The 20,702-nt window shown below is 65.8% G+C and carries 24 protein-coding genes; 9 read left to right on the top strand and 15 right to left on the bottom strand.

Annotated features, from left to right (window positions below; translation table 11 throughout):
* Nucleotides 1-15: 15 nt before the first annotated feature.
* The 11 genes from A6M56_RS07055 to fliL form a co-directional block, all read right to left on the bottom strand.
* Entirely contained in the window at nt 16-261 is a 246-nt protein-coding gene (locus tag A6M56_RS07055; RefSeq protein WP_045218700.1) for an acyl carrier protein, read from the bottom strand.
* 44 nt (nt 262-305) lie between these two features.
* Nucleotides 306-563, bottom strand: a complete 258-nt coding sequence (locus A6M56_RS07050) for a phosphopantetheine-binding protein (protein ID WP_045220295.1) — start codon at nt 561-563, stop codon at nt 306-308.
* On the bottom strand, nt 538-1,344 hold the full coding sequence (locus A6M56_RS07045) for a lysophospholipid acyltransferase family protein (RefSeq protein WP_045218698.1): 807 nt from the start codon (nt 1,342-1,344) through the stop codon (nt 538-540). The genes A6M56_RS07050 and A6M56_RS07045 overlap by 26 nt, the downstream gene beginning before the upstream one ends.
* A complete protein-coding gene (locus tag A6M56_RS07040) occupies nt 1,329-2,039 on the bottom strand; it encodes a beta-ketoacyl synthase chain length factor (protein ID WP_045218695.1) in 711 nt (236 codons plus the stop codon). The genes A6M56_RS07045 and A6M56_RS07040 overlap by 16 nt, the downstream gene beginning before the upstream one ends.
* Nucleotides 2,040-2,461: 422 nt before the next feature.
* A complete protein-coding gene (gene fliR, locus A6M56_RS07035; RefSeq protein WP_045218692.1) occupies nt 2,462-3,250 on the bottom strand; it encodes a flagellar biosynthetic protein FliR in 789 nt (262 codons plus the stop codon).
* Nucleotides 3,251-3,283: 33 nt separating this feature from the next.
* Nucleotides 3,284-3,553: a flagellar biosynthesis protein FliQ gene (gene fliQ / locus A6M56_RS07030; RefSeq protein ID WP_045218690.1), complete on the bottom strand. Its 270-nt coding sequence runs from the start codon at nt 3,551-3,553 to the stop codon at nt 3,284-3,286.
* 12 nt (nt 3,554-3,565) lie between these two features.
* Nucleotides 3,566-4,315, bottom strand: a complete 750-nt coding sequence (gene fliP, locus A6M56_RS07025; RefSeq protein WP_045218688.1) for a flagellar type III secretion system pore protein FliP — start codon at nt 4,313-4,315, stop codon at nt 3,566-3,568.
* Nucleotides 4,312-4,707, bottom strand: a complete 396-nt coding sequence (gene fliO / locus A6M56_RS07020; protein ID WP_062738105.1) for a flagellar biosynthetic protein FliO — start codon at nt 4,705-4,707, stop codon at nt 4,312-4,314. The genes fliP and fliO overlap by 4 nt, the downstream gene beginning before the upstream one ends.
* Nucleotides 4,708-4,775: 68 nt before the next feature.
* Nucleotides 4,776-5,228: a flagellar motor switch protein FliN gene (fliN, locus tag A6M56_RS07015; RefSeq protein WP_045218685.1), complete on the bottom strand. Its 453-nt coding sequence runs from the start codon at nt 5,226-5,228 to the stop codon at nt 4,776-4,778.
* Entirely contained in the window at nt 5,218-6,225 is a 1,008-nt protein-coding gene (gene fliM, locus A6M56_RS07010; RefSeq protein WP_045218683.1) for a flagellar motor switch protein FliM, read from the bottom strand. The genes fliN and fliM overlap by 11 nt, the downstream gene beginning before the upstream one ends.
* A gap of 1 nt (nt 6,226) precedes the next feature.
* A complete protein-coding gene (fliL, locus tag A6M56_RS07005) occupies nt 6,227-6,727 on the bottom strand; it encodes a flagellar basal body-associated protein FliL (RefSeq protein WP_045218681.1) in 501 nt (166 codons plus the stop codon).
* Between the two features lie 361 nt (nt 6,728-7,088).
* Here fliL and A6M56_RS07000 point away from each other — a divergent pair, with 361 nt between their 5' ends.
* On the top strand, nt 7,089-8,948 hold the full coding sequence (locus tag A6M56_RS07000; protein ID WP_373271718.1) for a putative bifunctional diguanylate cyclase/phosphodiesterase: 1,860 nt from the start codon (nt 7,089-7,091) through the stop codon (nt 8,946-8,948).
* A gap of 22 nt (nt 8,949-8,970) precedes the next feature.
* Here the strand turns inward: A6M56_RS07000 and A6M56_RS06995 are convergent, their stop codons facing one another.
* A complete protein-coding gene (locus A6M56_RS06995) occupies nt 8,971-9,606 on the bottom strand; it encodes a LuxR C-terminal-related transcriptional regulator (RefSeq protein ID WP_045218678.1) in 636 nt (211 codons plus the stop codon).
* Between the two features lie 408 nt (nt 9,607-10,014).
* Between A6M56_RS06995 and A6M56_RS06990 the strand changes: the two genes are divergently transcribed.
* The 4 genes from A6M56_RS06990 (at nt 10,015) to A6M56_RS06975 (ending at nt 13,968) form a co-directional block, all read left to right on the top strand.
* Entirely contained in the window at nt 10,015-10,842 is an 828-nt protein-coding gene (locus A6M56_RS06990; RefSeq protein ID WP_045218676.1) for a flagellin N-terminal helical domain-containing protein, read from the top strand.
* A 185-nt stretch (nt 10,843-11,027) separates the two neighbouring features.
* Nucleotides 11,028-13,079 (top strand): flagellar filament capping protein FliD, encoded by a 2,052-nt coding sequence (fliD, locus tag A6M56_RS06985; protein ID WP_102079259.1) that lies wholly within the window; start codon nt 11,028-11,030, stop codon nt 13,077-13,079.
* A gap of 50 nt (nt 13,080-13,129) precedes the next feature.
* Nucleotides 13,130-13,558, top strand: coding sequence for a flagellar export chaperone FliS (gene fliS / locus A6M56_RS06980; RefSeq protein ID WP_045218673.1), 429 nt, complete (start codon nt 13,130-13,132; stop codon nt 13,556-13,558).
* Nucleotides 13,559-13,611: 53 nt separating this feature from the next.
* On the top strand, nt 13,612-13,968 hold the full coding sequence (locus A6M56_RS06975; protein ID WP_045218671.1) for a flagellar protein FliT: 357 nt from the start codon (nt 13,612-13,614) through the stop codon (nt 13,966-13,968).
* A gap of 22 nt (nt 13,969-13,990) precedes the next feature.
* On the opposite strand, the gene A6M56_RS06970 is transcribed toward A6M56_RS06975, so the two are convergent.
* The 3 genes from A6M56_RS06970 to fliE all read right to left on the bottom strand — a co-directional run bounded on the left by A6M56_RS06970 (nt 13,991) and on the right by fliE (nt 15,424).
* Nucleotides 13,991-14,434 (bottom strand): MarR family winged helix-turn-helix transcriptional regulator, encoded by a 444-nt coding sequence (locus A6M56_RS06970; protein WP_045218669.1) that lies wholly within the window; start codon nt 14,432-14,434, stop codon nt 13,991-13,993.
* Nucleotides 14,435-14,496: 62 nt separating this feature from the next.
* The gene (locus A6M56_RS06965; RefSeq protein WP_045218667.1) at nt 14,497-14,919 is read right to left on the bottom strand and encodes an organic hydroperoxide resistance protein; all 423 of its coding nucleotides are present in this window, start codon (nt 14,917-14,919) and stop codon (nt 14,497-14,499) included.
* A 169-nt stretch (nt 14,920-15,088) separates the two neighbouring features.
* Nucleotides 15,089-15,424, bottom strand: a complete 336-nt coding sequence (gene fliE, locus A6M56_RS06960) for a flagellar hook-basal body complex protein FliE (RefSeq protein WP_045218664.1) — start codon at nt 15,422-15,424, stop codon at nt 15,089-15,091.
* 234 nt (nt 15,425-15,658) lie between these two features.
* Here fliE and fliF point away from each other — a divergent pair, with 234 nt between their 5' ends.
* The 4 genes from fliF to fliI are packed head-to-tail and all read left to right on the top strand — an operon-like array spanning nt 15,659 to nt 20,676.
* Nucleotides 15,659-17,485, top strand: coding sequence for a flagellar basal-body MS-ring/collar protein FliF (gene fliF / locus A6M56_RS06955; protein WP_045218661.1), 1,827 nt, complete (start codon nt 15,659-15,661; stop codon nt 17,483-17,485).
* A complete protein-coding gene (fliG, locus tag A6M56_RS06950; RefSeq protein WP_045218659.1) occupies nt 17,482-18,474 on the top strand; it encodes a flagellar motor switch protein FliG in 993 nt (330 codons plus the stop codon). The genes fliF and fliG overlap by 4 nt, the downstream gene beginning before the upstream one ends.
* Nucleotides 18,475-18,509: 35 nt before the next feature.
* On the top strand, nt 18,510-19,247 hold the full coding sequence (gene fliH / locus A6M56_RS06945) for a flagellar assembly protein FliH (protein WP_045218657.1): 738 nt from the start codon (nt 18,510-18,512) through the stop codon (nt 19,245-19,247).
* Complete coding sequence (gene fliI, locus A6M56_RS06940; RefSeq protein WP_045218656.1) at nt 19,237-20,676, top strand: flagellar protein export ATPase FliI; 1,440 nt, start codon at nt 19,237-19,239, stop codon at nt 20,674-20,676. The genes fliH and fliI overlap by 11 nt, the downstream gene beginning before the upstream one ends.
* The last annotated feature ends 26 nt before the right edge of the window (nt 20,677-20,702 follow it).

The raw sequence follows: 20,702 nt of genomic DNA, 5'->3' as shown, positions 1-20,702 counted from the left end.
CGCGCTTGCATCGGCTTATGCCGCCAGCAGCGATTCGACCGCGCCGATGACGTCACCCACCGTGCGCACGGTCTTGAACTCTTCCGGCTTGATGCGCCGGCCGGTCATTTCCTGCAGCTTGATGGCCAGGTCGACCGCGTCGATGCTGTCCAGGTCGAGCTCTTCAAACAGATGCGCTTCGGGCGTGACGCGCTCCGGCGCAATGTCGAAGTTCTCTTTGAAAATGGCGCGGATGCGTTCGAGGATCTCGGTGTCCGTCATGGTGTTTTCTCTCCCTGTATCTGCCGTTGCCAATGCCCGGCGGATTATTGTTGGCTCTTGACCAGTGCGGCCAGCGTATTGACCGAGCGAAAATGCTCGCGTGTGTGTTCGTCGTTGGCGGCAATCGTCAATTGATAACGCTTGCGCAATACGATGCCGATTTCCAATGCGTCAATGGAATCCAGACCGATGCCGTTCGTGTCGAACAGCGGTGCATCGTCGTCGATGTCGGCGGGCGTCATGTCTTCCAGATCGAGCGCCTCGATCAGGAGCTGCTTAATTTCGAGCTTCAAGGAATCCATATTGCAGAAGGTGGTCGGTGATGTGGGTTTCGATGCCGTTGGTGAGAGCCCGGGCCGCGAGCATCGTCGGCGCGCCGGGGGGCACGTACCGTGCGGCGCTGACGGCCGGCAGGACGGCCACCTTCATGCAGAAGGCGCGCGGCGGCACGTCGTACCAGCGCATGGTCTTGGTGAAGGCAGGCGGGTCGCAGTCCATCAGCACTGGCAGGATGGGCGCGCCCACATTGAGCGCCATGTGCGCAAAGCCGCGCGAGAACGGGTGCAGGCGGTCCTTGGCCGGGCTGCGCGTGCCTTCCGGGAAGATGATCATCGTGTAGCCGGCGGCCAGTTGCCGCGCGCCGGCTTCGACAAGCTCGGCCGGATCGGCGTTGCTGATGTATTCGGCGGCGCGCACGATGCCCCAGAAGCACGGGTTGCCCCAGTGCGCATGCTTGACCACGCAGCAGGCGCGCGGCGTCAGCGCCAGCAGCACCATGACGTCAAGGTAGGTCGGGTGGTTGGCCACCACGATGGCCGGGCCGCCGTTGCGCAGCTGCTCGGCGCCGTGAACGTCGAGCTTCATCACGCCAAGCCATTGCAGCGCCCGCACCAGCGCGCGGAAAAACCAGTGGATGACCAGGGTGACAGTACGCTGGCGCGACGCCCGGTGCGGCCACAGCCACGCGAGCGGAAACACGACGATCGAGAACAGCAGTCCGCAGATGCCGAAGACGGTGAAGGCCAGCCCCGTGGCCGCCAGGCGCCAGGCCGTGTTCACGCGGGTGGTCAGTGCGGTTGCCATGCACCCTCGCGCCATTGCCATGCCCAGGCGCCGCCGGCATGTTGCCAGGCGCTGGAACTGCGGGATTCCAGGCAATGCAGCACTGCCCGGCTTTGCGTGGCCATGTCGCCTGCGGGCGCTGGCAACGCGCCTGCACACCCATGCGAGCACACCAGTGAGGCCGGCGCCGCGGCATCGAGGAGGATGGCGAGCGCGCACGCGTCCACGTCATCGGCCACGGTGCCGAAGCGCGCATCGGCCGGCTCATCGGCATAGACGAGCAATACCGGCGCACTCGGGTCCGAGACGTATTGCGCATGCGCCTCCAGCAACCCCAGCCCAAGCGTGGCGGGCCCGGCGGATACGGCTATTGCCGCGGAAACGTCGCCGCGTGCAATGCCGAAGACGCCCGTCATGGCATTGAGTACGGACAGGCTGAAGGCGGTGGGGGAGACGGGCTGGCCGTCTTCGATGTCGGCCAGGATGCCGGCCGTGCGGCGCAGCTCGCCATGGCGCGAGGCAAACACGATGCGCGCGTTCGGCACATCCGACACGCAATCGTGTGCGACCTTGAGCGCGCTTTTTGAGAGCGAACTCAGGCGGCGCCGGACCATCGGCTCAATAAAACCGATGTCAGGAGACGATGCCGAATCAGAACCAATGGCAGGCCAGCAGGACCAGCGAGCAACCGGGATTGTCCAGTGCAAATCGGGCATATCGGTGTTCGCGTGCGGAGCACCGCCGTGGCCGCATGCTGCGCGGCGCCCGGCGCGGGGTTGGCGGATCGCGCATGCACGCGACGTTTGCCTTGACCCGATTCGCTCTCGTTGTTGTCGATTGATCTGGGTGAGCGCGCGGGCCGTTATGCCGGCCGGTATTTGTCTTTCGGAACGCTTGCTATTCCCCAACCCCGGGCCGAATCATACTGAAAAATCCCTTAGGAAAACAACCACATGCGGGATTTCGTATGACAGAAGCGACGAATGCGGCAAACGCCCAGGCGCGGTAAAAACACGCCGCCGCATTACGGCGCCATTTAATCGGGCGCCGTTGCTGCCAAATGATTCCGCTCCGCGCGATTGGGGTGATATGAAACGATCGTTTTAGTCTTTTTGAAGCAGCCGGGATGCGGGCATGCTCAGCGGGCCCCGAACTGCCCAAATGCCCGTCCACCGAGTTCCAGCGCGTCCATGACGGAGCGCTCCACCACGGGCGCCAGCGAGGTCATCATCACCATCACGAGCATCAGGCCCACCACCACCGTGGCGGAAATGCCCACGGCAAACGGGTTGAGCGCCTGCGCCGTGCGCGACAGCACGGCAAACGCGAGGTTGACGACCATCATGATCGCGATGATCGGCAGGGCGATGCGCACGGCCAGCGCAAAGACCATCGTTCCTGCGCCGGCCAGCGTCTGCCAGCCCGGATTGGCCAGCGGCGCGGCCGAGACGGGCAGGGCGGTAAAGCTGTCGAACAGCGCATGCATCAGCACCAGGTGGCCGTCGCCGGCAATGAATGCGGTGAGGGCGGTGAGGCCGATGAAGCGGCCCAGCAGCATGCTGCTCTCGGTCTGCTGCGGGTCCAGCAGCGAGGCGAAGCCCAGGCCCATCTGGATCGACATCAACTCGCCCGCGCCGCTGATGGCCGAAAACACGAGCTGCACGCAAAACCCGAGCGACAGCCCGATCGCCACCTGCAGCAGCGTGAGCCACAGCCCCTCGTACGAGCCGACCGACACGCCCGCCGGCACCGGGAGCATGGGCGCCAGCGCGACCGTGATCACCACGCCAAACGCCACCTTGATCGACGTCGGCACTTCGCTGTTGGCAAACGGCGGCGCGATCGCAATGAACGCCAGCACGCGCACCAGCGGCCACCAGTACATGGCGATCCAGCCGTTGAGCTGGGCGGCGGTGAATTGGATCATGGCGGATGCGGCGGCGACGTCAGCGCGGCTGCGTCAGTTCACGTAGTTCGGGATGTTCGTGAGCAGGTCGCGCGTGTAATCGACGATCACGCCCAGGATCCAGGGGCCTGCCAGAACCATGGTGGCAGCCACTGCCAGCAGCTTGGGGATGAACGACAGCGTCTGCTCGTTCAGCTGCGTGGCCGCCTGGAAGACGGCCACCAGCAGGCCGACGACGAGCGAGACCAGCAGCATCGGCGCGCCCACCATCATGGCCACCTGCATGGCCTGGCGGGCCATGTTCAGAACGTACTCGGGTGTCATGGCGGTGCCTCCTTATTGCACAAAGCTCTGGGCCAGCGAGCCCAGCAGCAGGTGCCAGCCATCCACCAGCACGAACAGCATGATCTTGAACGGCAGCGAGAAGATCGACGGCGTGACCATCATCATCCCCATCGACATCAGCACGGCCGCCACCACGATGTCGATCACCAGGAACGGGATGAAGATGGCAAACCCGATCTGGAATGCGCTTTTGAGCTCGCTCGTGACGAAGGCGGGGATGAGCGCGCGCATCGGCGTCTGCTCCGGCGTGGCGATCGGCGGCATGTTGCCCATCTTCACGAAGAGCGCGAGGTCGGGCTCGCGGGTCTGCTTGAGCATGAACTGGCGCAGCGGCGTGGCCGCCGTGTCCATGGCCTGCTCCACGGTGATCTTGTTGTCGCGCAGCGGCACGTAGGCGTCGGTGTAGACCTTGTCGAGCACGGGCGACATGACGAAGAACGTGAGGAACAGCGCCAGCCCGATCAGCACCTGGTTGGGCGGCGTGGTCTGCGTGCCCAGTGCGTGGCGCAGCAAGGACAGCACGATGATGATGCGCGTGAAGCTGCTCATCATCAGGATGATGGCCGGCAGGAAGCCGAGCGACGTCAGGAAGATCAGCGTCTGGACCGGCAGCGAATAGCTCTGGCCGCCGGCCGTGCCGGTCAGCAGCGGCAGGCCGGGCTGGGCCTGCGCGAACACGGCGGGCGCCGCGCCGAGCAGCACCGCTGCGGCGAGGCAACGAAGGACGGCGCGCACGGTCATTCCGGCTTCCCCGTCAGGTGGCGCTTGAGCTGGATGGACAATGCGTCGGCAAAGCGCGGCGGCTTGCCGGTGCCGGGCGTGCCGTCGCCGGCATGGTCGTCCGGTGCATCCGTGGACGCTTGCGCCGGGCGCGGCAGCGTATGCAGCGTCTGCACGTGCTGCTGCGTGACGCCCAGCACGAGCCACGTGCCTTCCACGTCGAGGACCACCACTTTCTCGCGTGCGCCCAGCATCTGCTGCGCAACCACGGTGATGACCTGGGTGCGACGGCCGCCGGGGCCCATGCCCGCGCGCTGCTGCAGGCGCCGTATCAGCCAGCCGGCCGCCACGATCATCGCCAATACTACAAACAGCCCGCCTAGGGTGCGGGCCCAATCCACTGCATGGTTCATTTCAACACCTTGCCCGGGGGGAGCATTGGTTGCTGTCAGGGTGCCGATTGACGGCGCGCTGGTGCGGCTTAACGGTTCAACTTACGGATGCGTTCGGACGGCGTGATGATGTCGGTCAGGCGGATGCCGAACTTCTCGTTGACCACCACCACCTCGCCCTGGGCGATCAGGTAGCCGTTGACGAGCACGTCCATCGGCTCGCCGGCCAGTGCATCGAGTTCCACCACCGAGCCCTGCGCCAGCTGGAGCAGGTTCTTGATGGGCACCTTGGTGCGGCCCAGCTCCACCGTCAGCTGCACGGGGATGTCCAGGATCATGTCGATGTCGTTGCGCTGGGCGGCGCCCAGGCCATCCGGGGTCAGCGGCTTGAAGACCGGGCTCGGGCCGCCGGGGGCCGCGGCGGGTGCGCTGGCCGGCGGGCTGGCCGCGGCACGCTGGGCCGCTTCCAGGGCCATGGCCTCTTCCATCGTCATCTCGACATCGACGTTGTCGTCGGCGTTCATGGTCGGTTCAGTTGTCATCGTCGGACTCCGTGGCAGGCTCGCTGCCGCTCATGTTCAGCATGCGGTTGACCCGCAGCGCGTATTGGCCGTTGAAGGTGCCGTAGTTGCATTCCATGACGGGCACGCCGTCTACCTTGGCGGTCACGAAATCATCCAGTTCGAGCGGGATCACGTCGCCCACTTTCATGTTCAGGATGTCCGAGACCTGCACCCGGGCCGTGGCAAGGTCGGCAATCAGTTCCACCTCGGCGGTCTGCACCTGCTGCGACAGCAGCCGCAGCCAGCGCTTGTCCACTTCCAGCGCCTCGCCCTGGATGGCGGACGTGAGCCGGTCGCGGATCGGCTCGATCATGGTGTAGGGCATGCAGATGTGCACGTCGCCGCCATTGCTGCCCAGCTCGATGCTGAAGCTCGTGGTCACCACCACCTCGTTGGGCGTGGCCACGTTGGCGAACTCGGTGTGCATCTCCATGCGCAGGAATTCGAAATCGATCGGGTAGACCGGTTGCCACGCCTTGGCGTAGTGCTCGAAGACGAGCTGCAGCATGCGCTGGATGATGCGCTGCTCGACGTCGGTGAAGTCGCGGCCTTCCACGCGCATGTGGTAGCGCCCGTCGCCGCCGAACAGGTTGTCGACCACCAGGAAGATCAGGTTGGGGTCGAACACGAACAGCGCCGTACCGCGCAGCGGCTTGACGTGCACGAGGTTCAGCGACGTCGGCACCACCAGGTTGCGGATGAACTCGCTGTACTTCTGCACCTTCACCGGCCCGACGGAGATTTCCGCGTTGCGCCGCATGAAGTTGAACAGCCCGATGCGCCAGTTGCGCGCAAAGCGTTCGTTGATGATTTCCAGCGTGGGCATGCGCCCACGCACGATGCGCTCCTGCGAGCCCAGGTTGTAGACCCGTACACCTGCAGGGTCGGCCTCGGCAGGTTCCTCGTCTACCTCGTCGGAGACGCCCTTGAGGAGCGCATCGATCTCCTCCTGGGAGAGAAACTCTTCCTTGAGCATGTCACTGGATCACAAAGTTGGTGAACAGGACGTCCGCCACCGGCGATTCCTTCCCGACGGCCTTGTAGACCTGCTCGCACTGCTCGACGATGTCCCGGGCGAGCTTGGTCTTGCCTTCGGCCGGATACAGCTCCGCCGGCGTCTTGCTGGCCAGCAGCGTCAGGATGCGGCTGCGCAGCTCGGGCGTGTAAGCCTTGATGTCGTTTTCGGCATGCTTGTCGAAGCTCTTGAACGTGATGCCGATCTGCAGGTAACGGTCGCTGCCTTCTTCGGGCTGCAGGTTGACGGTGATCGTCTCCATGGCGACGAACACGGGCTCCTTCGGCTTGGCCGGCGCGCTGGCCGAAGCGGCGTGGCTGCCGCCGCCCAGGAAGAACCATGCGGCCGCGCCGCCCATGCCGACGAGGACAAGCACGATCAGGATGATCAACAGGAGCTTGGTCGCGCCGCCCTTGGCGGGCGCGGGAGCGGGTGCGGTATTGGCGGCAGCGGCTTCGGCCATGGGGATCACTCGAGAGCTAGGGGGGTGGTCTTGCCCGCTCGCGAACATGCAGAGTCGGGTTCTCGAGTGGCATTCTTCCTCACCTGCGTCCAGCTCATTCCGGCAAGAAAGGCGGTCAATCCGGGCTATCTCGCGGGTTTGCAGTGTCCCCGGCGCAGGCTGTCCCTTCGTATAAGTGATTTTTAGTCCACTTAAAATGCACGAGGCGACGACGCCATGCGATGTTCGCGCCGCCCAGCACGGCGCGCGTGTCACAAAAGTGACGCTGGCCCGAAAGATTTGCCGGGGCGTGCCGTTGTAGTGGGCAGAAGGTGCCGATGTTGCGGCCCGCCCATACTGCGTTGTCCTGCCGGAAGTCGTCGTGAATCCCTTGCCTTTCTCCATCCGCGCCGATCACTCGTCTGCCGATGCTGACGGACTGCCGGACGGCTGCCCTGCGCGTGGCGAGCCGCAAGGGTTCTGCCCGAAGCTGGACCTGCTTTCGATGGTCAATGCGCTGACCGAGGGCATCCTCGTCTGCGATGCCGAGCGCCGCGTCACCTACGCCAACCCCAGCGCCGCACGGCTGCTGGGCTTGCCGGTGGCCGAGCTGGTTGGCCGCGCGCTGCCCGAGGTGGTGCACTCGGCGGTGGACGAGTTCGAGGCGTCCATCCACGCCGCCGACTGGCCGGACCGCGAAGTCATGGCCGACGGCCAGCCGCAGCTGAACCAGATCTTTGGGCTGCATTGCCTGAACGGGCGCACCGTGTGGGTGTCGAGCAACTGGACGCCGCTGTATGCCGATGGCGGCCGGACGGTCAGCGCCGGGCTGGCCGGACCGCCCGTGCCGCCGTATTCGGTGCTCGTGTCGCTGGTCGATATCACGCAGATCCGCGAGGCGCAGCAGCGTATCCGGCATCTGGCCACGCACGACACACTCACGGGGCTGCTCAACCGCTCGGCGCTGGAAGACCGGCTGGAGCACGCACTGGCGCTGGCCCAGCGCAACCGCACGCGGGTCTCGGTCATGTTCCTCGACCTGGACCGCTTCAAGAACGTCAACGACACCCTCGGCCACCAGTTTGGCGACATGCTGCTGCGCGAGGTCGCGGCCCGGCTACAGGCGTGCGCGCGCGAAGCCGACACCGTGGCGCGTCTCGGGGGCGACGAATTCGTCGTCATGCTCGAAGCGCTGGACGGCCTCGGCACGCGGCGCGTGGCCGAGCGGATCCTCTCTGCCATCAGCGCGCCCTTCCATATTGAAGGGCAGGAACTGTACCTGGGCGTGTCGATCGGCATTGCGGTGGCACCGCACGACGGCGACGACGCCAACACCCTGCTGCGCAAGGCCGACGCCGCCATGTACCTGGCGAAGGAGCGCGGCCGCAACAACTTCCAGACCTTCACGCGCGACCTCGACGACCGCGTCTCGCGGCGTTTTCGCATCGAATCGGGCCTGCGCCGCGCGAGCGACCGCAACGAGTTCTATGCCGACTACCAGCCGCGCGTGGACGTCAGGACCGGCCGCATCGTCAGCGTGGAAGCGCTGATCCGCTGGAACTCCGCCGACTTCGGCCGCATGATGCCCGGGCAGTTCATACAGGATGCGGAGGAAACCGGCCTCGTCGTCGAGATCGACCGCTGGATCCTGCGCGCGGCGTGCGACCAGCTCGCGCGCTGGCGCCGCATCGGCCTGCCGCACCTGCGCATGTCGATCAACCTGTCGGGCCAGGCATTCAGCTCCGGCCAGTTGAGCGCGATGGTGCGCAGCGCGCTGTCCACCAGCGGCCTGCCGGGCAACGCGGTCGAGCTGGAGATGACCGAAGGCATCCTCATCCGGGATGACCCGTCACTGCACGCGCTGCTGACCGAGCTGCGGGCGATGGGCGTATCGCTGGCGCTGGACGATTTCGGTACGGGCTACTCCTCGCTGTCGTACCTGCACCGCTTCCCGATCGACACACTGAAGATCGACCGCTCCTTCGTGCAGGACCTGCCGCACGTGGCCGAGCGTGCGGCCATCACGCGGGCCATCATCATGATGGCGCAGGCCATGGGAATGAAGACTGTGGCCGAAGGCGTGGAGACCGAGGGTCAGCTTGAATTCCTGCGCGAAGCCGGTTGCGACGAGTTCCAGGGCTACCTGCTCACGCGCCCGCTGGAACCGGCGGCCGTGCAAGACCTCGTGCGCGAGAACGCCCGGCGCTACGGCGCGTGCATCCCGAGGTTCTATCCGTCTTGAACCCTTGCGTGGGCCCCGGGGCCTAGAGCTGGAGGCCGTTGCTGACGACGTACATCGTCAGCTCCGCGTTGTTGCGCAGCTTCATCTTGGAGAGCACGCGCCCGCGGTACACGCTGACCGTCTTGGCGCTGATCTGCAGCGCCTGGGCAATCTCGCTCAGCGTGCGGCCCGAGCCGAGCATGCGCAGCGTCTGGAATTCACGGTCGGAGAGGATGTCGTGGCGGGGCTTGTCCCAGTCGACGTTCAGGTTGTCGGCCAGCACTTCCACGAGGTCGGAGGGCAGGTACTTCTTGCCCTTGGAGATGGCGTTGACCGCGGCCAGCAATTGCGGCTGGCTGGCATCCATCGGCAGATAGCCGGCGGCGCCGGCCTTGAGGGCGCGCACCGCGAGCAGCGCTTCGGGATGGCGGCCCAGCGCGAGCACGGCCAGGCGGGCGTGTTGCTGGCGGACCATCTTGATGGTCTGGAACTCGTCTCCGGTGGCCGATTCCACCGAAAACAGCATGACGTCCCACTCGCGCTGGGCGAGCACGTCGTTGTTGGCGTCGCGCAGGTCCGGCACGGCCTCGATCTGACGTGCCAGGCGCGAATCCTTGAGGATCTGGCGCAGGCCGACACGGGCAATGTCGTGCGGTTCGACGATCAGGACATTGAGCATGGTGGGTGTTGCGGGTCAAACAGGCTCGCTTCGAGCTCTTATGACCGCCGGCAGGCCACTGGAGCGCCTGGGCGGGGATTGCAACTCCCCATCTGTGCGAAGTGGCGCTCTTTGTATGGAGGGATGCGGCGCCGTGATTTATCGGACGAGTATAGCCGAGGCCCTGTACGGCAAGAAGCAGGCGCGCTGCTGCTGTTGGCGGGCCGGCTCAAAAAAACGGGCGCCCGAAACCCGGACCGCCGCCAGCGCACAATTTTGTCAAGGCGACCCTAAACTTTCTTCGACGGCCACCGATAACCTGAGTACAACGCAGACCTGATCCCCTTCAAGTTGCAGGTCACGTTGCCCGGCACAGCCGGAACAAGCCGCCAATCGGGCAACAAACCAACGGGAAACTTAGGAGCCGTCATGTCCCTCAGCCTCAATACCAACATTTCGTCCCTGCAAACGCAGCAAGCGCTGTCGCAATCGCAATCCGCGCTGCAAACGTCTCTGCAGCGCCTGTCCACCGGCCTGCGCGTGAACAGCGCCAAGGACGATGCTGCTGCGTACGCTGTCGCTTCGAGCCTGACGACCACGCTGAACTCGCAAACGCAAGGTATCCAGAACGCCAACAACGCACAGTCGTACCTGCAGACGGCCGACTCGTACCTGGGTCAAGTCGAAAACAACCTGCAACGTATGCGCCAACTGGCTGTGGAAGCCAACAACGGCGGTCTGTCGGCAGCTGACCAGGCCAACCTGGACAAGGAATACCAGCAGCTGGCCACGGCCAACAAGAACATCGCGACCAACGCCAACTACAACGGCAACAAGCTGTTCGACGGCACGGTTGCTTCGGTGACGTTCCAGTACGGCCAGAACGCCACGACGGACAGCGCGACCATCACCAACGTCAACCTGTCGGCATACGGTTCGTTCACGGGCGCCGGCACCAGCGTGACGAGCGCTGCCAACGCAACGGCCGCGCAAACGGCAATCGACACCGACCTGACCGCCCTGAAGTCGGCGCGCGCCAGCCTGGGTGCCCAGCAAAGCGGCTTGACCTCGACCATCAACACGCTGACGTCGAACAACACCGCCCTGTCGGCTGCCAAGTCGGCCATGGTCGACACCGACTACGCTGCAGAAACGTCGAACATGACGCGTCAGAACATCCTGCAGCAAGCCGGTACGGCGATGCTGGCGCAAGCCAACTCGGCACCGAACAGCATCCTGAACCTGCTCAAGGGTTAATCGGCAGGCGGATGTCAGCCCGGCGCGTTGCGGCCGGGTCGAAGGCCGGCGCTCCTCGAGGGGGGCGCCGGCCTTTCGTTTTGCTGATCCAATTGTGAAGAGTGGCCCACCTCCGCTAAAGAAGTGGCGAGCGCTGCCGTTGTGAGGAAGGACTCCCGCCAACGCATACGCTGACCGATCCGATCATGGCGACCACGACCAGCAGTTCCTCGAGCAACAACTACGTCCCGCCGATCTCGATTCCCGGTATCGGGACGAGCATCGACGTCAATACGTTGGTCACCAGCCTGATGAAGGTGGAAAGCCAGCCGCTGACCCTGCTGCAGAACCAGCAGACGTCTTACCAGACGCAGCTCTCGGCGGTGGGCAACCTCAAGAGCTCGCTGGCGACATTCCAGACGGCCATGGCGGGACTGAGCTCGGTGTCGAACTTCAGCGCGATGAAGGCGAGCGGCTACGACGCCTCCATCCTCAGTGCCTCGCTCACGGGTTCGGCGCCGGCCGGCTCGTACGCCGTCAACGTGACGCAGCTCGCGCAGTCGCAGGTGCTCGCCGCGCAGGGGCAGGCTTCCGCCACCTCGGCCATCGGCAGCGGGTCGTCGACCACGATTTCGTTCTCGTTCGGCTCGGTGTCGGGCGGCACGTTTGCCAACGGCAAGTATTCGGGCGCCACGTTCACGCAGAACGGCAACCTGCCGGGCGGCTCGATCACGATCGACTCCTCGAACAACACGCTCTCCGGCATCCGCGACGCGATCAACTCGGCCAACCTCGGTGTGTCGGCCAGCATCGTCAACGACGGCAGCGGCAACCCGTACCGCCTGGTGCTGACCTCCACGGCGGGCGGCTCGAACTCCGAGATGAAGATCTCGGTGTCGGGCGATGCGACGCTGCAGTCGCTGCTCTCGCAAGACCCGGCCGGCACGCAGAACATGACCGAGGTGACCACGGGCCAGAACGCCCTGGCCACGATCAACGGCATCACCGTGCAGAGCCCGACCAATACGCTGTCGAACGTGGTGGACGGCACGTCGTTTACGCTGTCCAAGACGGGCAGCACCACCGTGACGGTGGCCAACGACCCGACGGCTACCACGAACGCCGTGGTCAATTTCGTCAAGGGCTACAACGCGCTGCGCGTTTCCCTGAACTCGCTGACGAACATCGATACCGCCAACAGCGCCAACAATGGCCCGCTGGCCGGAGATGTCAGCACCAAGGCGCTCATCAACCAGATCACCGACGTGCTGGGCCAGGCCATCGGCAATGGCGCGTACCAGTCGCTGGGCAGCATCGGCGTGACGATGGGTTCGGACGGCACGCTGTCGATCGACAACACCAAGCTGGCCAACGCGATTGCCGCGTCGCCCAGCCAGGTGGCCGGCCTGTTTGCAGGCGCGGGCACCAGTACGGACGCACAACTGAGCGTGCCGAAGTTCGCCGACAGCACGAAGTCGGGCACGTATGCCGTCACCGTGTCGCAGCTGGCCACGCAAGGGTCGCTGAAGGGCTCGGCGGCGGCCAATACGACCATCACCGCGGGCGTGAACGACAGCCTGTCGGTCACGGTCAGCGGCATCGCCACCAACATCACGGTGCCGGCCGGCAGCTACACCGCATCGAGCCTGGCCGCGCAGATCCAGTCGCAGATCAACGGTTCGGCCGCGCTGCAGAACGCGAAGATCAACGTGTCGGTATCGGCGGATGCCAGCGGCGTGCTGACCTTCACCAATAGCCAGTACGGTTCCAACTCGAGCATCTCGATCTCGGGCAACGGCGCGTCGTCGCTGGTCGGCGGCAGCCCGACCGCCGTGACGGGCCAGGACGTGCAGGGCACCATCAACGGCGTGGCGGCGGTCGGTTCCGGCCAGAACCTGTACGGTGCCACGGGCACCGCGGTGGACGGGCTCACGGTGCAGGTGACGGGCGGGGCGCTGGGCAGCCGCGGCAGCGTCACGGTGCAGCGCGGCTATGCAGCGCAGCTCAATACCGTGGCGACGAACCTGCTCTCGACCACGGGCCTGGTGCAGAACGAGACCGATGCCATCAACAGCTCGCTCAGCTCCATCGCCGGCCGCATCACGGCCATGCAGCGCCAGCTCGATGCCAAGCAGGCGCTGTACTACTCGCAGTTCAACGCGCTGTCGGCGCTGGTGGCCAGCATGACCAACACCAGCAACTATCTGACGACGCAGTTGGCCGCATTGCAAAAACAGACCTCAAGCAGCAACAACTGACGCCGTAAGTACTGTCTGAACCGCTTACAAGAACAGACCAGGAAAACTCCATGTACGCAGCACGCCGAGCCATCGGTGCCTACGCGCAAGTCGGCATTGAAACCTCTGTGGTGGACGCCAATCCGCATCGGCTGATCGCCATGCTGTTCGAGGGCGCGCGAGCGGCCATCAACATGGCCACCGCCGCCATCGAACGGGGTGACGTGCCGGCCAAACTGCGCGCGATCGACAAGGCCATCTCGATCATCGGGCAGGGGCTGCAGGCGAGCCTGGACCACCAGCGCGGCGGTGAGATCGCGACCCAGCTCAACAGCCTGTACGACTACATGCTGCGCCGCCTGCTGGTGGCCAACGCCAACAGCGACGTGGCCATCCTCGCCGAGGTCGACAAGCTGCTCGTACCGCTGCAGGACGCGTGGCTTGCCATCGGCAAGCCAGCTGCCACGGCAGGCGCGAGCCACCTGAGCGTGGTCAGCTGAACATCATTTGAGCCAGGCGAACTTTGACTGAATCCGGCCCAACTGGAGCCAACATGCACCGCAACATCCCCATCAAGGACAGCGACAGTCTGTTCGCCTGCTACGAAGCCATCGCGCGCCTGACCGCCGAAATGGTCAGCGCCGCCGAGGTGGGCAACTGGGAAGTCGTCAGCACGCTCGAGCGCGAGAGCGCCATCTATGTCGATGCGCTGCGCCGCTCCGAGCCGCATCCGCCGCTGGCGCATGCCGGCATCGAACGCAAGCGCGCCCTCCTGGTGCGCATCCTGGAAGACGACGCCCGCGTGCGCGCGATGGTGTATCCGCGCCTCGAGCGTCTGCAGAAGCGGATCGATACGGCACGCCGCAGCACCAACGCAAGCAACGCCTACGGCAACATGGCGCGGTACTGAGCCGCAAGAGGGCGGCGCCGCCTCAGCTGCGGTCGTCCGCCGCCGCCAGCGCATCGAGCAGCTTGCGCAGCACGTTGCGCGTCGCGCCGATCTCATCACGCTCCAGCGGAATCCGGCACGCCAGGGCCTCCGGCACCTTGGCGGCGCGCTCGCGCAGAGCACGCCCCGAGTCGGTCAGCTCGATGACCACGCGGCGCTGATCGTCACGATCGCGCGTGCGCGTCACGAGGCCCTGTTCCTCCAACCGCTTGAGCAGCGGCGTCAGCGTGCCCGTGTCCAGATACAGCGTCCGGCCGAGATCGCCGACGGCGCAGGGCGCCTGCTGCCAGCACGCCATCATCACCAGGTATTGCGGATAGGTCAGCCCCAGCTCGTCGAGCAGCGGGCGGTAGAGACGCGTCAGCAGATGACCTGCCGCGTACAGGGGAAAGCACAGTTGCTGATCGAGCGCCAGCACGTCGTTCACGGAAGACTCCCGGGGACGGTCCGGCGCCCGAGCGGCGAGTGCCGCATCGGCCCACACGGGGCTCAGCGCGCGACCGTAGTCAATTGAACGTCAATATTGCCACGGACGGCATGCGAGTAGGGGCACACGCCATGCGCCGCGGCCACAAGCGCTTCGGCCGTCGCCTGGTCCACGCCACCCAGCGTTGCCACCAGTGCCACGGTGAGCGCAAAGCCACCGTCTTCACGCGGGCCGATGCCGACCGTGGCCGTGACCGCCGTGGACGCGAGCTTGACCTGCCTCAGGCGTGCCACGTGCAGCACCGCGTTTTCAAAACACGCGGCATAGCCCGCGGCGAACAACTGCTCCGGGTTGGTGGCCGCGCCGCCCGCGCCGCCGAGTTCGCGCGGCAGCGAGAGCGCAAGATCCAGCGTGCCGTCTGCGCTGCGCACGTGGCCGGCGCGGCCGCCTTCTGCGGTGACCTGGGTTTGATAGAGCGTCTTCATGGTCGAGTCCTATTGCTTGCCTTTTGCCTTTTGCCTTTTGCGGGAAACCCGGTCGGCAACGCGTCGGCCGGGGCATCGATCATAAATCGATGACGCAATTATATTGCGCACGATATAAATGGCAAGCAGAATCGAACAGGTTCCCCGCAGCGTCCGCGGGGAAGTGCCGTCAGATCGACATGCTCATGATGCTCTGGTAGGCAGACACCAGCTTGTTGCGCACCTGCACCGCCGTCTGCAGGTCGATATTGGCCTTTTGCAGCGACAGCATCACGTCGTGCAGGTCGACGTCGTTGTTGCCCATCTCAAAGCTGCGCGAGATGGATTCCGCCTTCTGCTGCGAGGCGTCGACCTTGTCCAGCGACGACTTGAGCACCGCCCCGAAATCCACGCTGACCTTGGCATCGTCGCCGCCGGCGCCCGAGCCGATGCCGCCGACCTGGCCGGTCGGCGCCAGCACGCTGTTCATCAGCGACACCACGGAATTGGCGTTCGTCATATTCATGTGAAGAAAACTCCCCTTTGCGGGTGGCGTACGACGGCTCTTCTGCTTGGTCGCCATTGCGCCACGGTGCAGCAAAGGTAGCAGCGGGGTGCGCCGTCCCAAGCGCCCAAATGAGAGGGAAAAGGCCTTCTTCTTGGCGATTTGTTTGCACAGCGGCTGCCGATAATGCCAATCACGGAGTTCTGCCCGTTGTTCGGCGCAGCCGCTGTAACGCAGTCAGTCAGGAGATTTTGGATGCCAACGACAGCCGATTCGGTTGCTGTCGCCGACACGCTCGGTACGGTCGATATGCCGGCGGGGGGCCATGGCGCGATAGCGCGCCAGAACGCGGGCGCGCTTGGCGCTCTCGGTCCGCTCGGCCGTCTGTCGCCGCGTCTGCTCATGATGATCGGCGCCGCCGCGCTGGTGGCCGTGATCGCTGCCGCAATGCTGTGGAGCCGCGCGCCCGACTACCGTGTCCTGTTCAGCAACGTGAGCGACAGCGATGGCGGGGCCATCATCGCCGCGCTGCAGCAGATGAACGTGCCGTACCGCTTTGCCGATGGCGGCACCGCCATCATGGTGCCCGAAGCTAACGTGCACGAGACGCGCCTGAAGCTGGCGTCGCAGGGGCTGCCCAAGGGCGGCCTGGCTGGCTTCGAGCTGATGGAAAACCAGAAGTTCGGCACCAGCCAGTTTGCCGAGCAGGTCAATTACCAGCGCGCCCTCGAGGGCGAACTGGCCCGCACCATCCAGGCCATGCAGGAGGTGCAGTCCGCCCGCGTGCACCTGGCGCTGTCCAAGCCGTCCGTTTTTGTGCGCGAGCAGGCCAAGCCGAGCGCGTCGGTGCTGCTCAAGCTGTATCCGGGCCGCATGCTCGACCGCTCGCAGGTGCAGGCGATCGGCCACCTCGTTTCGAGCAGCGTGCCGAACCTGCCGCTGGCCAACGTGACCGTGGTCGACCAGTCGGGCCGCCTGCTTTCCACCGCCTTCCAGGACAACGCCTCGGGGCTCGACCCGACGCAGCTGAACTACGTGCGCGAGATCGAGCAGGGCTACATCAAGCGCATCGAAGCCATCCTCGGCCCGGTGGTGGGTGAAGACAACGTGCGCGCGCAGGTGACGGCCGACGTCGACCTCGACAGCACCGAGCAGATGGCGGAAACGTACCGGCCGAACCAGGATCCGGCGACAGCCGCCGTGCGCAGCACGCATACCGCAGAATCGACGCAGAACAAGGCCGACGCCCAAGGCGGCGTGCCCGGCGCGCTGTCGAACCAGCCGCCGACCGCGCCGCGCATGCTGCCGACCGCGCCCGCACCGGCATCGGCTTCGCAGCCCGGAGCCACCGGTCCGAACGGCCAGCCGCAGCAGCCGGCCGTCGCCAACGCGAATGCGGCCACCTCCAACGGCGTGACATCCAGTACGCGTGACACGACGACCAACTACGAAGTCGACAAGACCGTGCGTCGCACGCGCGCCGCGGTGGGTACCGTGCGCCGCCTGTCGGTGGCCGTGGTGGTCAACTATCGCGTCGACGGCAAGACCTGGAAGCCGCTGACCGAAGCCGAGATGACCAAGCTCAACGCGCTGGTCAAGGATGCCGTGGGTTTTGACGCCAAGCGCGGTGATTCCGTCAACGTGGTCAACAGCCAGTTCTCGGGCACGCTGCCGGCGGCCAAGGACGACCTGCCGCTCTGGAAGCAGCCGGAGATGATCCAGTACGGCATCCAGGCCGCGAAGTACGGGGCGCTTGCCATCGGCTTCCTGATCCTGGTGTTCGCGGTGATCCGGCCGCTGATCCGCTCGATCGGCAAGAAGGAGGAGCCCGTCACGCCTACCTTCGTTGGTCGCGAAGGCGAAGACCCCAACGCGCCGATCATCACGGGCGCCGCGGCACCCGCCGGGCCCGAGCTCGAAGGCCCGGCAGCCAATGCCGAAGACGGCGAGGATGTGCCCGAGAGCCTGCCGCAGCTCAAGAATGCCGACTTCGAGAAGAAGCTCGAGACCATGCGCCGCGTCGCGCAGAGCAACCCGCGCGCGGTCGCGGCCGTCATCAAGCAATGGGTGAGTAACGAATGAGCGCCGAAGGACTCCAACGCAGCGCCATCCTGCTGATGTCGCTGGGTGAAAACGAAGCCGCCGAGGTGCTCAAGCACCTGGGCCCGCGCGAGGTGCAGAAGCTCGGCGCGACCATGGCAGCGCTGAAGAACGTGTCGCGCGACCGTGTCCTCGACGCCTTTGACGCGTTCTTCGTCGAAGCCGAAGACCTGCCGCTGGACGTCGATTCCAACGAGTACATCCGCACCGTCTTCCGCAAGGCCCTGGGCGACGATCGCGCCGCCAACATCATCGACCGCATCCTCTCGGGCGGCGATACCAGCGGCATCGAAGGCCTGAAGTGGATGGATGCATCGTCGGTGGCGGAGCTGATCCGAAACGAGCACCCGCAGATCATTGCGACCATCCTCGTGCACCTGGACCGCGACCAGGCATCGGAGATCCTGACCTATTTCACCGAGCGCCTGCGCAACGACACGATCCTGCGCATCGCCACGCTCGACGGCATCCAGCCCAGCGCCCTGCGCGAGCTGAACGACGTGCTGACCAAGCTGCTGCAGGGCAACGACCATCGCAAGAAGAGTGCGATGGGCGGCGTGCTCACGGCGGCGGAAATCCTCAACCTGGTGCCGAGCGCGGTGGAGTCTTCCGTGATCGAGGGCGTGCGTTCGCGCGACCCCGAGCTGGCCGACGCCATCGTCGAGAAGATGTTCGTCTTCGACAACCTCATCGACCTGGACAACCGCAGCCTGCAGACGCTGCTGCGCGAAGTCGGCCAGGAGATGCTGGTGGTCGCGCTCAAGGGTGCCAAGCAGGAGTTCCGCGACAAGGTGTTCGCCAACATGTCGCAGCGCGCCGGCATGATGCTCAAGGAAGAGCTGGAAGTGCTGGGCCCCGTCAAGGTGTCGGAGGTGGAGGCGCAGCAGAAGGAAATCCTCGTCATTGCGCGCCGCCTGGCCGACGAAGGCGAGATCACCATCGGCCGCAAGGCGGAGGACGCTTATGTCTGAGCACGCCGGCCGCCATGTGCTGACGGAGCGCTGAGATGCCGCGCCCGCCGATCATTCCGCGCGACACGCTGGTCGAGTACCAGCCTTGGGAGCCGACCGACTTCGTGCGTGAGGCGGAGCGGGCAGCGCTTGAGGCGGCACCGCCCCCGCCCCCGCCCGAGCCGGAAGAGCCGCCCATTTCCGAAGAGGAATGGCAGGCCGCGCTCGATGCCGAACTCGCCAACGCCCGCGACGAGGGCCGGCGCGACGGCTTTGCACAAGGCTTTCAGGATGGCTTTGAGCAGGGCCGCCGCCAGGGCGAAGAAGACGCCAGGCAGATCGCCGCGCTCATGCAATCGGTGCGTGAAGCCGTGGACGAGCTGAACGGCAGCGTGGCCCAGGAACTCGTCGACCTGGCGCTGCAGCTTGCGCAGCAGTTCGTGCGCGGCGCGCTGCATGCGCAGCCCGAGCGCATCCTGCCGCTGGTGCGCGAGGTCCTGGGCGATGCGTCCACCGCACCGGCACCGGCCATGCTGCGCGTGCATGCGGACGATGCAGAGCTGATCCGTCAGACGCTGGGCGCCGAACTGGACGCCGCGGGCTGGACCCTCATCGTGGATGCCGCGATCGAGCGCGGCGGCTGCCGTGTGCAGACCCGCTTTGGCGAAACCGATGCCACGCTGCAGACGCGGTGGGCGGAACTGACCCGCGCGCTCGCCCGCGACACCGCCTGGCTTGCCAGCGAGCGTATCGAAGCCGAACGCGTGGCCGGAGGCGCGCTCCATGTCGCCTGAGACCGTGCAGCCATCGGACCAGCCTGCCGCCAACAACGCCCATGTGCGGCTGTGGCAGACGCATCTGCGCCAGACCGCGCAGCGTGCCCGCCTGGCGCGCCCGGTGGTGACGTGCGGCAAGCTCACGCGCGTGGCGGGGCTCGTCATGGAGGCCGTCGGCCTGAAGCTGCCGGTCGGCAGTGCCTGCCGCGTGGAGTTGCCGCATGGCCGCCACGTGCTGGCCGAAGTGGTCGGGTTTGCCGAAGAGCGCGCCTTCCTGATGCCGCAAACCGATCTGGTGGGCGTGGTGCCCGGCGCGCGCGTTTTCCCGCTGGAGCCGCAGCGCCTGCCCGCAGACGCCGCCGACCCGACGATTTCGCATAGCAAGTTCCTGCCCGTCGGCCCACGCCTGCTCGGCCGCGTGGTCGATGCCAACGGCGAGCCGCTCGATGGCAAGGGGCCGCTCGGCACGCATGAAGAACTCGCCTGGGGTACGCTGAACCCCGCGCCGCTGAACCCGCTCAAGCGCAAGCCGATCGAGCATGTGCTCGACGTGGGCGTGCGCGCCATCAATGGTCTGCTCACCGTTGGCCAGGGCCAGCGCCTGGGCCTGTTTGCCGGCTCCGGCGTGGGCAAGAGCGTGTTGCTGGGCATGATGGCCCGCTACACGCAGGCCGACGTGGTGGTAGTGGGCCTGATCGGCGAGCGCGGCCGCGAAGTGAAGGAATTCATCGACGAGATTCTTGGCGACGAAGGCCTGGCACGTTCAGCCGTGGTGGCTGCGCCGGCCGACACCTCGCCGCTGATGCGCCTGCAGGGCGCCGCTTACGCCCACACGATTGCCGAATACTTCCGCGACCGCGGCTGCAACGTGCTGCTGATCGTCGATTCGCTCACGCGTTATGCGATGGCCCAGCGCGAAATCGCCCTGGCCATCGGCGAGCCGCCGGCCACCAAGGGCTATCCGCCCTCGGCCTTTGCCAAGCTGCCGGCGCTGGTCGAGCGTGCCGGCAACGGCATGGTCGATGCCAACGGCCGCGGCGGCTCCATCACCGCGTTCTACACCGTGCTGGCCGAAGGCGATGACCAGCAGGATCCGATTGCCGATGCGGCGCGCGCCATTCTGGACGGCCACTTCGTGCTCTCGCGCAAGCTGGCGGAGCAGGGCCACTACCCGGCCATCGACATCGAACAGTCGATCAGCCGCGTGATGTCGGCCATCGTGCCGCGCGAGGAGCTCGACGCGGCCCGCCGCTTCAAGCAGCTCTATGCACGCTACCAGCGCAACCGCGACCTGATTGCCGTCGGTGCGTATGCGCGCGGCAGCGACCCGGTCACCGACCAGGCCATCGCCCGCTACCCCGACATGGAAGCCTTCCTGCAGCAGGGCATGTTCGAGAACGAAAGCCGCGAGCACACGCTGCAGAAGATGCTGGGGGTGCTCGCATGAGCCCGGCGCTTGACACTGTGAAGCTG

Origin of the sequence: Ralstonia sp. RL, from assembly GCF_001683835.1 — a bacterium.
GTDB classification, from domain to species: Bacteria; Pseudomonadota; Gammaproteobacteria; order Burkholderiales; family Burkholderiaceae; genus Ralstonia; species Ralstonia mannitolilytica.
Note: the sequence above shows the minus strand (reverse complement) of the source record. Positions and strands in the feature narration are given on the sequence as shown.

Coding starts and splice junctions, on each gene's coding strand:
- fliO (WP_062738105.1), bottom strand. CDS start 4,707: ATGAACCATGCAGTGGATTGGGCCCGCACCCTAGGCGGGCTGTTTGTA.
- fliL (WP_045218681.1), bottom strand. CDS start 6,727: ATGGCCGAAGCCGCTGCCGCCAATACCGCACCCGCTCCCGCGCCCGCC.
- A6M56_RS06965 (WP_045218667.1), bottom strand. CDS start 14,919: ATGAAGACGCTCTATCAAACCCAGGTCACCGCAGAAGGCGGCCGCGCC.
- fliF (WP_045218661.1), top strand. CDS start 15,659: ATGCCAACGACAGCCGATTCGGTTGCTGTCGCCGACACGCTCGGTACG.
- A6M56_RS07055 (WP_045218700.1), bottom strand. CDS start 261: ATGACGGACACCGAGATCCTCGAACGCATCCGCGCCATTTTCAAAGAG.
- fliI (WP_045218656.1), top strand. CDS start 19,237: ATGTCGCCTGAGACCGTGCAGCCATCGGACCAGCCTGCCGCCAACAAC.
- fliG (WP_045218659.1), top strand. CDS start 17,482: ATGAGCGCCGAAGGACTCCAACGCAGCGCCATCCTGCTGATGTCGCTG.
- fliR (WP_045218692.1), bottom strand. CDS start 3,250: ATGATCCAATTCACCGCCGCCCAGCTCAACGGCTGGATCGCCATGTAC.
- fliP (WP_045218688.1), bottom strand. CDS start 4,315: ATGACCGTGCGCGCCGTCCTTCGTTGCCTCGCCGCAGCGGTGCTGCTC.
- fliM (WP_045218683.1), bottom strand. CDS start 6,225: ATGCTCAAGGAAGAGTTTCTCTCCCAGGAGGAGATCGATGCGCTCCTC.
- fliS (WP_045218673.1), top strand. CDS start 13,130: ATGTACGCAGCACGCCGAGCCATCGGTGCCTACGCGCAAGTCGGCATT.
- fliN (WP_045218685.1), bottom strand. CDS start 5,228: ATGACAACTGAACCGACCATGAACGCCGACGACAACGTCGATGTCGAG.
- fliH (WP_045218657.1), top strand. CDS start 18,510: ATGCCGCGCCCGCCGATCATTCCGCGCGACACGCTGGTCGAGTACCAG.
- fliE (WP_045218664.1), bottom strand. CDS start 15,424: ATGAATATGACGAACGCCAATTCCGTGGTGTCGCTGATGAACAGCGTG.
- fliQ (WP_045218690.1), bottom strand. CDS start 3,553: ATGACACCCGAGTACGTTCTGAACATGGCCCGCCAGGCCATGCAGGTG.
- A6M56_RS06975 (WP_045218671.1), top strand. CDS start 13,612: ATGCACCGCAACATCCCCATCAAGGACAGCGACAGTCTGTTCGCCTGC.
- fliD (WP_102079259.1), top strand. CDS start 11,028: ATGGCGACCACGACCAGCAGTTCCTCGAGCAACAACTACGTCCCGCCG.
- A6M56_RS07045 (WP_045218698.1), bottom strand. CDS start 1,344: ATGGCAACCGCACTGACCACCCGCGTGAACACGGCCTGGCGCCTGGCG.
- A6M56_RS07040 (WP_045218695.1), bottom strand. CDS start 2,039: ATGCCCGATTTGCACTGGACAATCCCGGTTGCTCGCTGGTCCTGCTGG.
- A6M56_RS06990 (WP_045218676.1), top strand. CDS start 10,015: ATGTCCCTCAGCCTCAATACCAACATTTCGTCCCTGCAAACGCAGCAA.
- A6M56_RS06995 (WP_045218678.1), bottom strand. CDS start 9,606: ATGCTCAATGTCCTGATCGTCGAACCGCACGACATTGCCCGTGTCGGC.
- A6M56_RS07050 (WP_045220295.1), bottom strand. CDS start 563: ATGGATTCCTTGAAGCTCGAAATTAAGCAGCTCCTGATCGAGGCGCTC.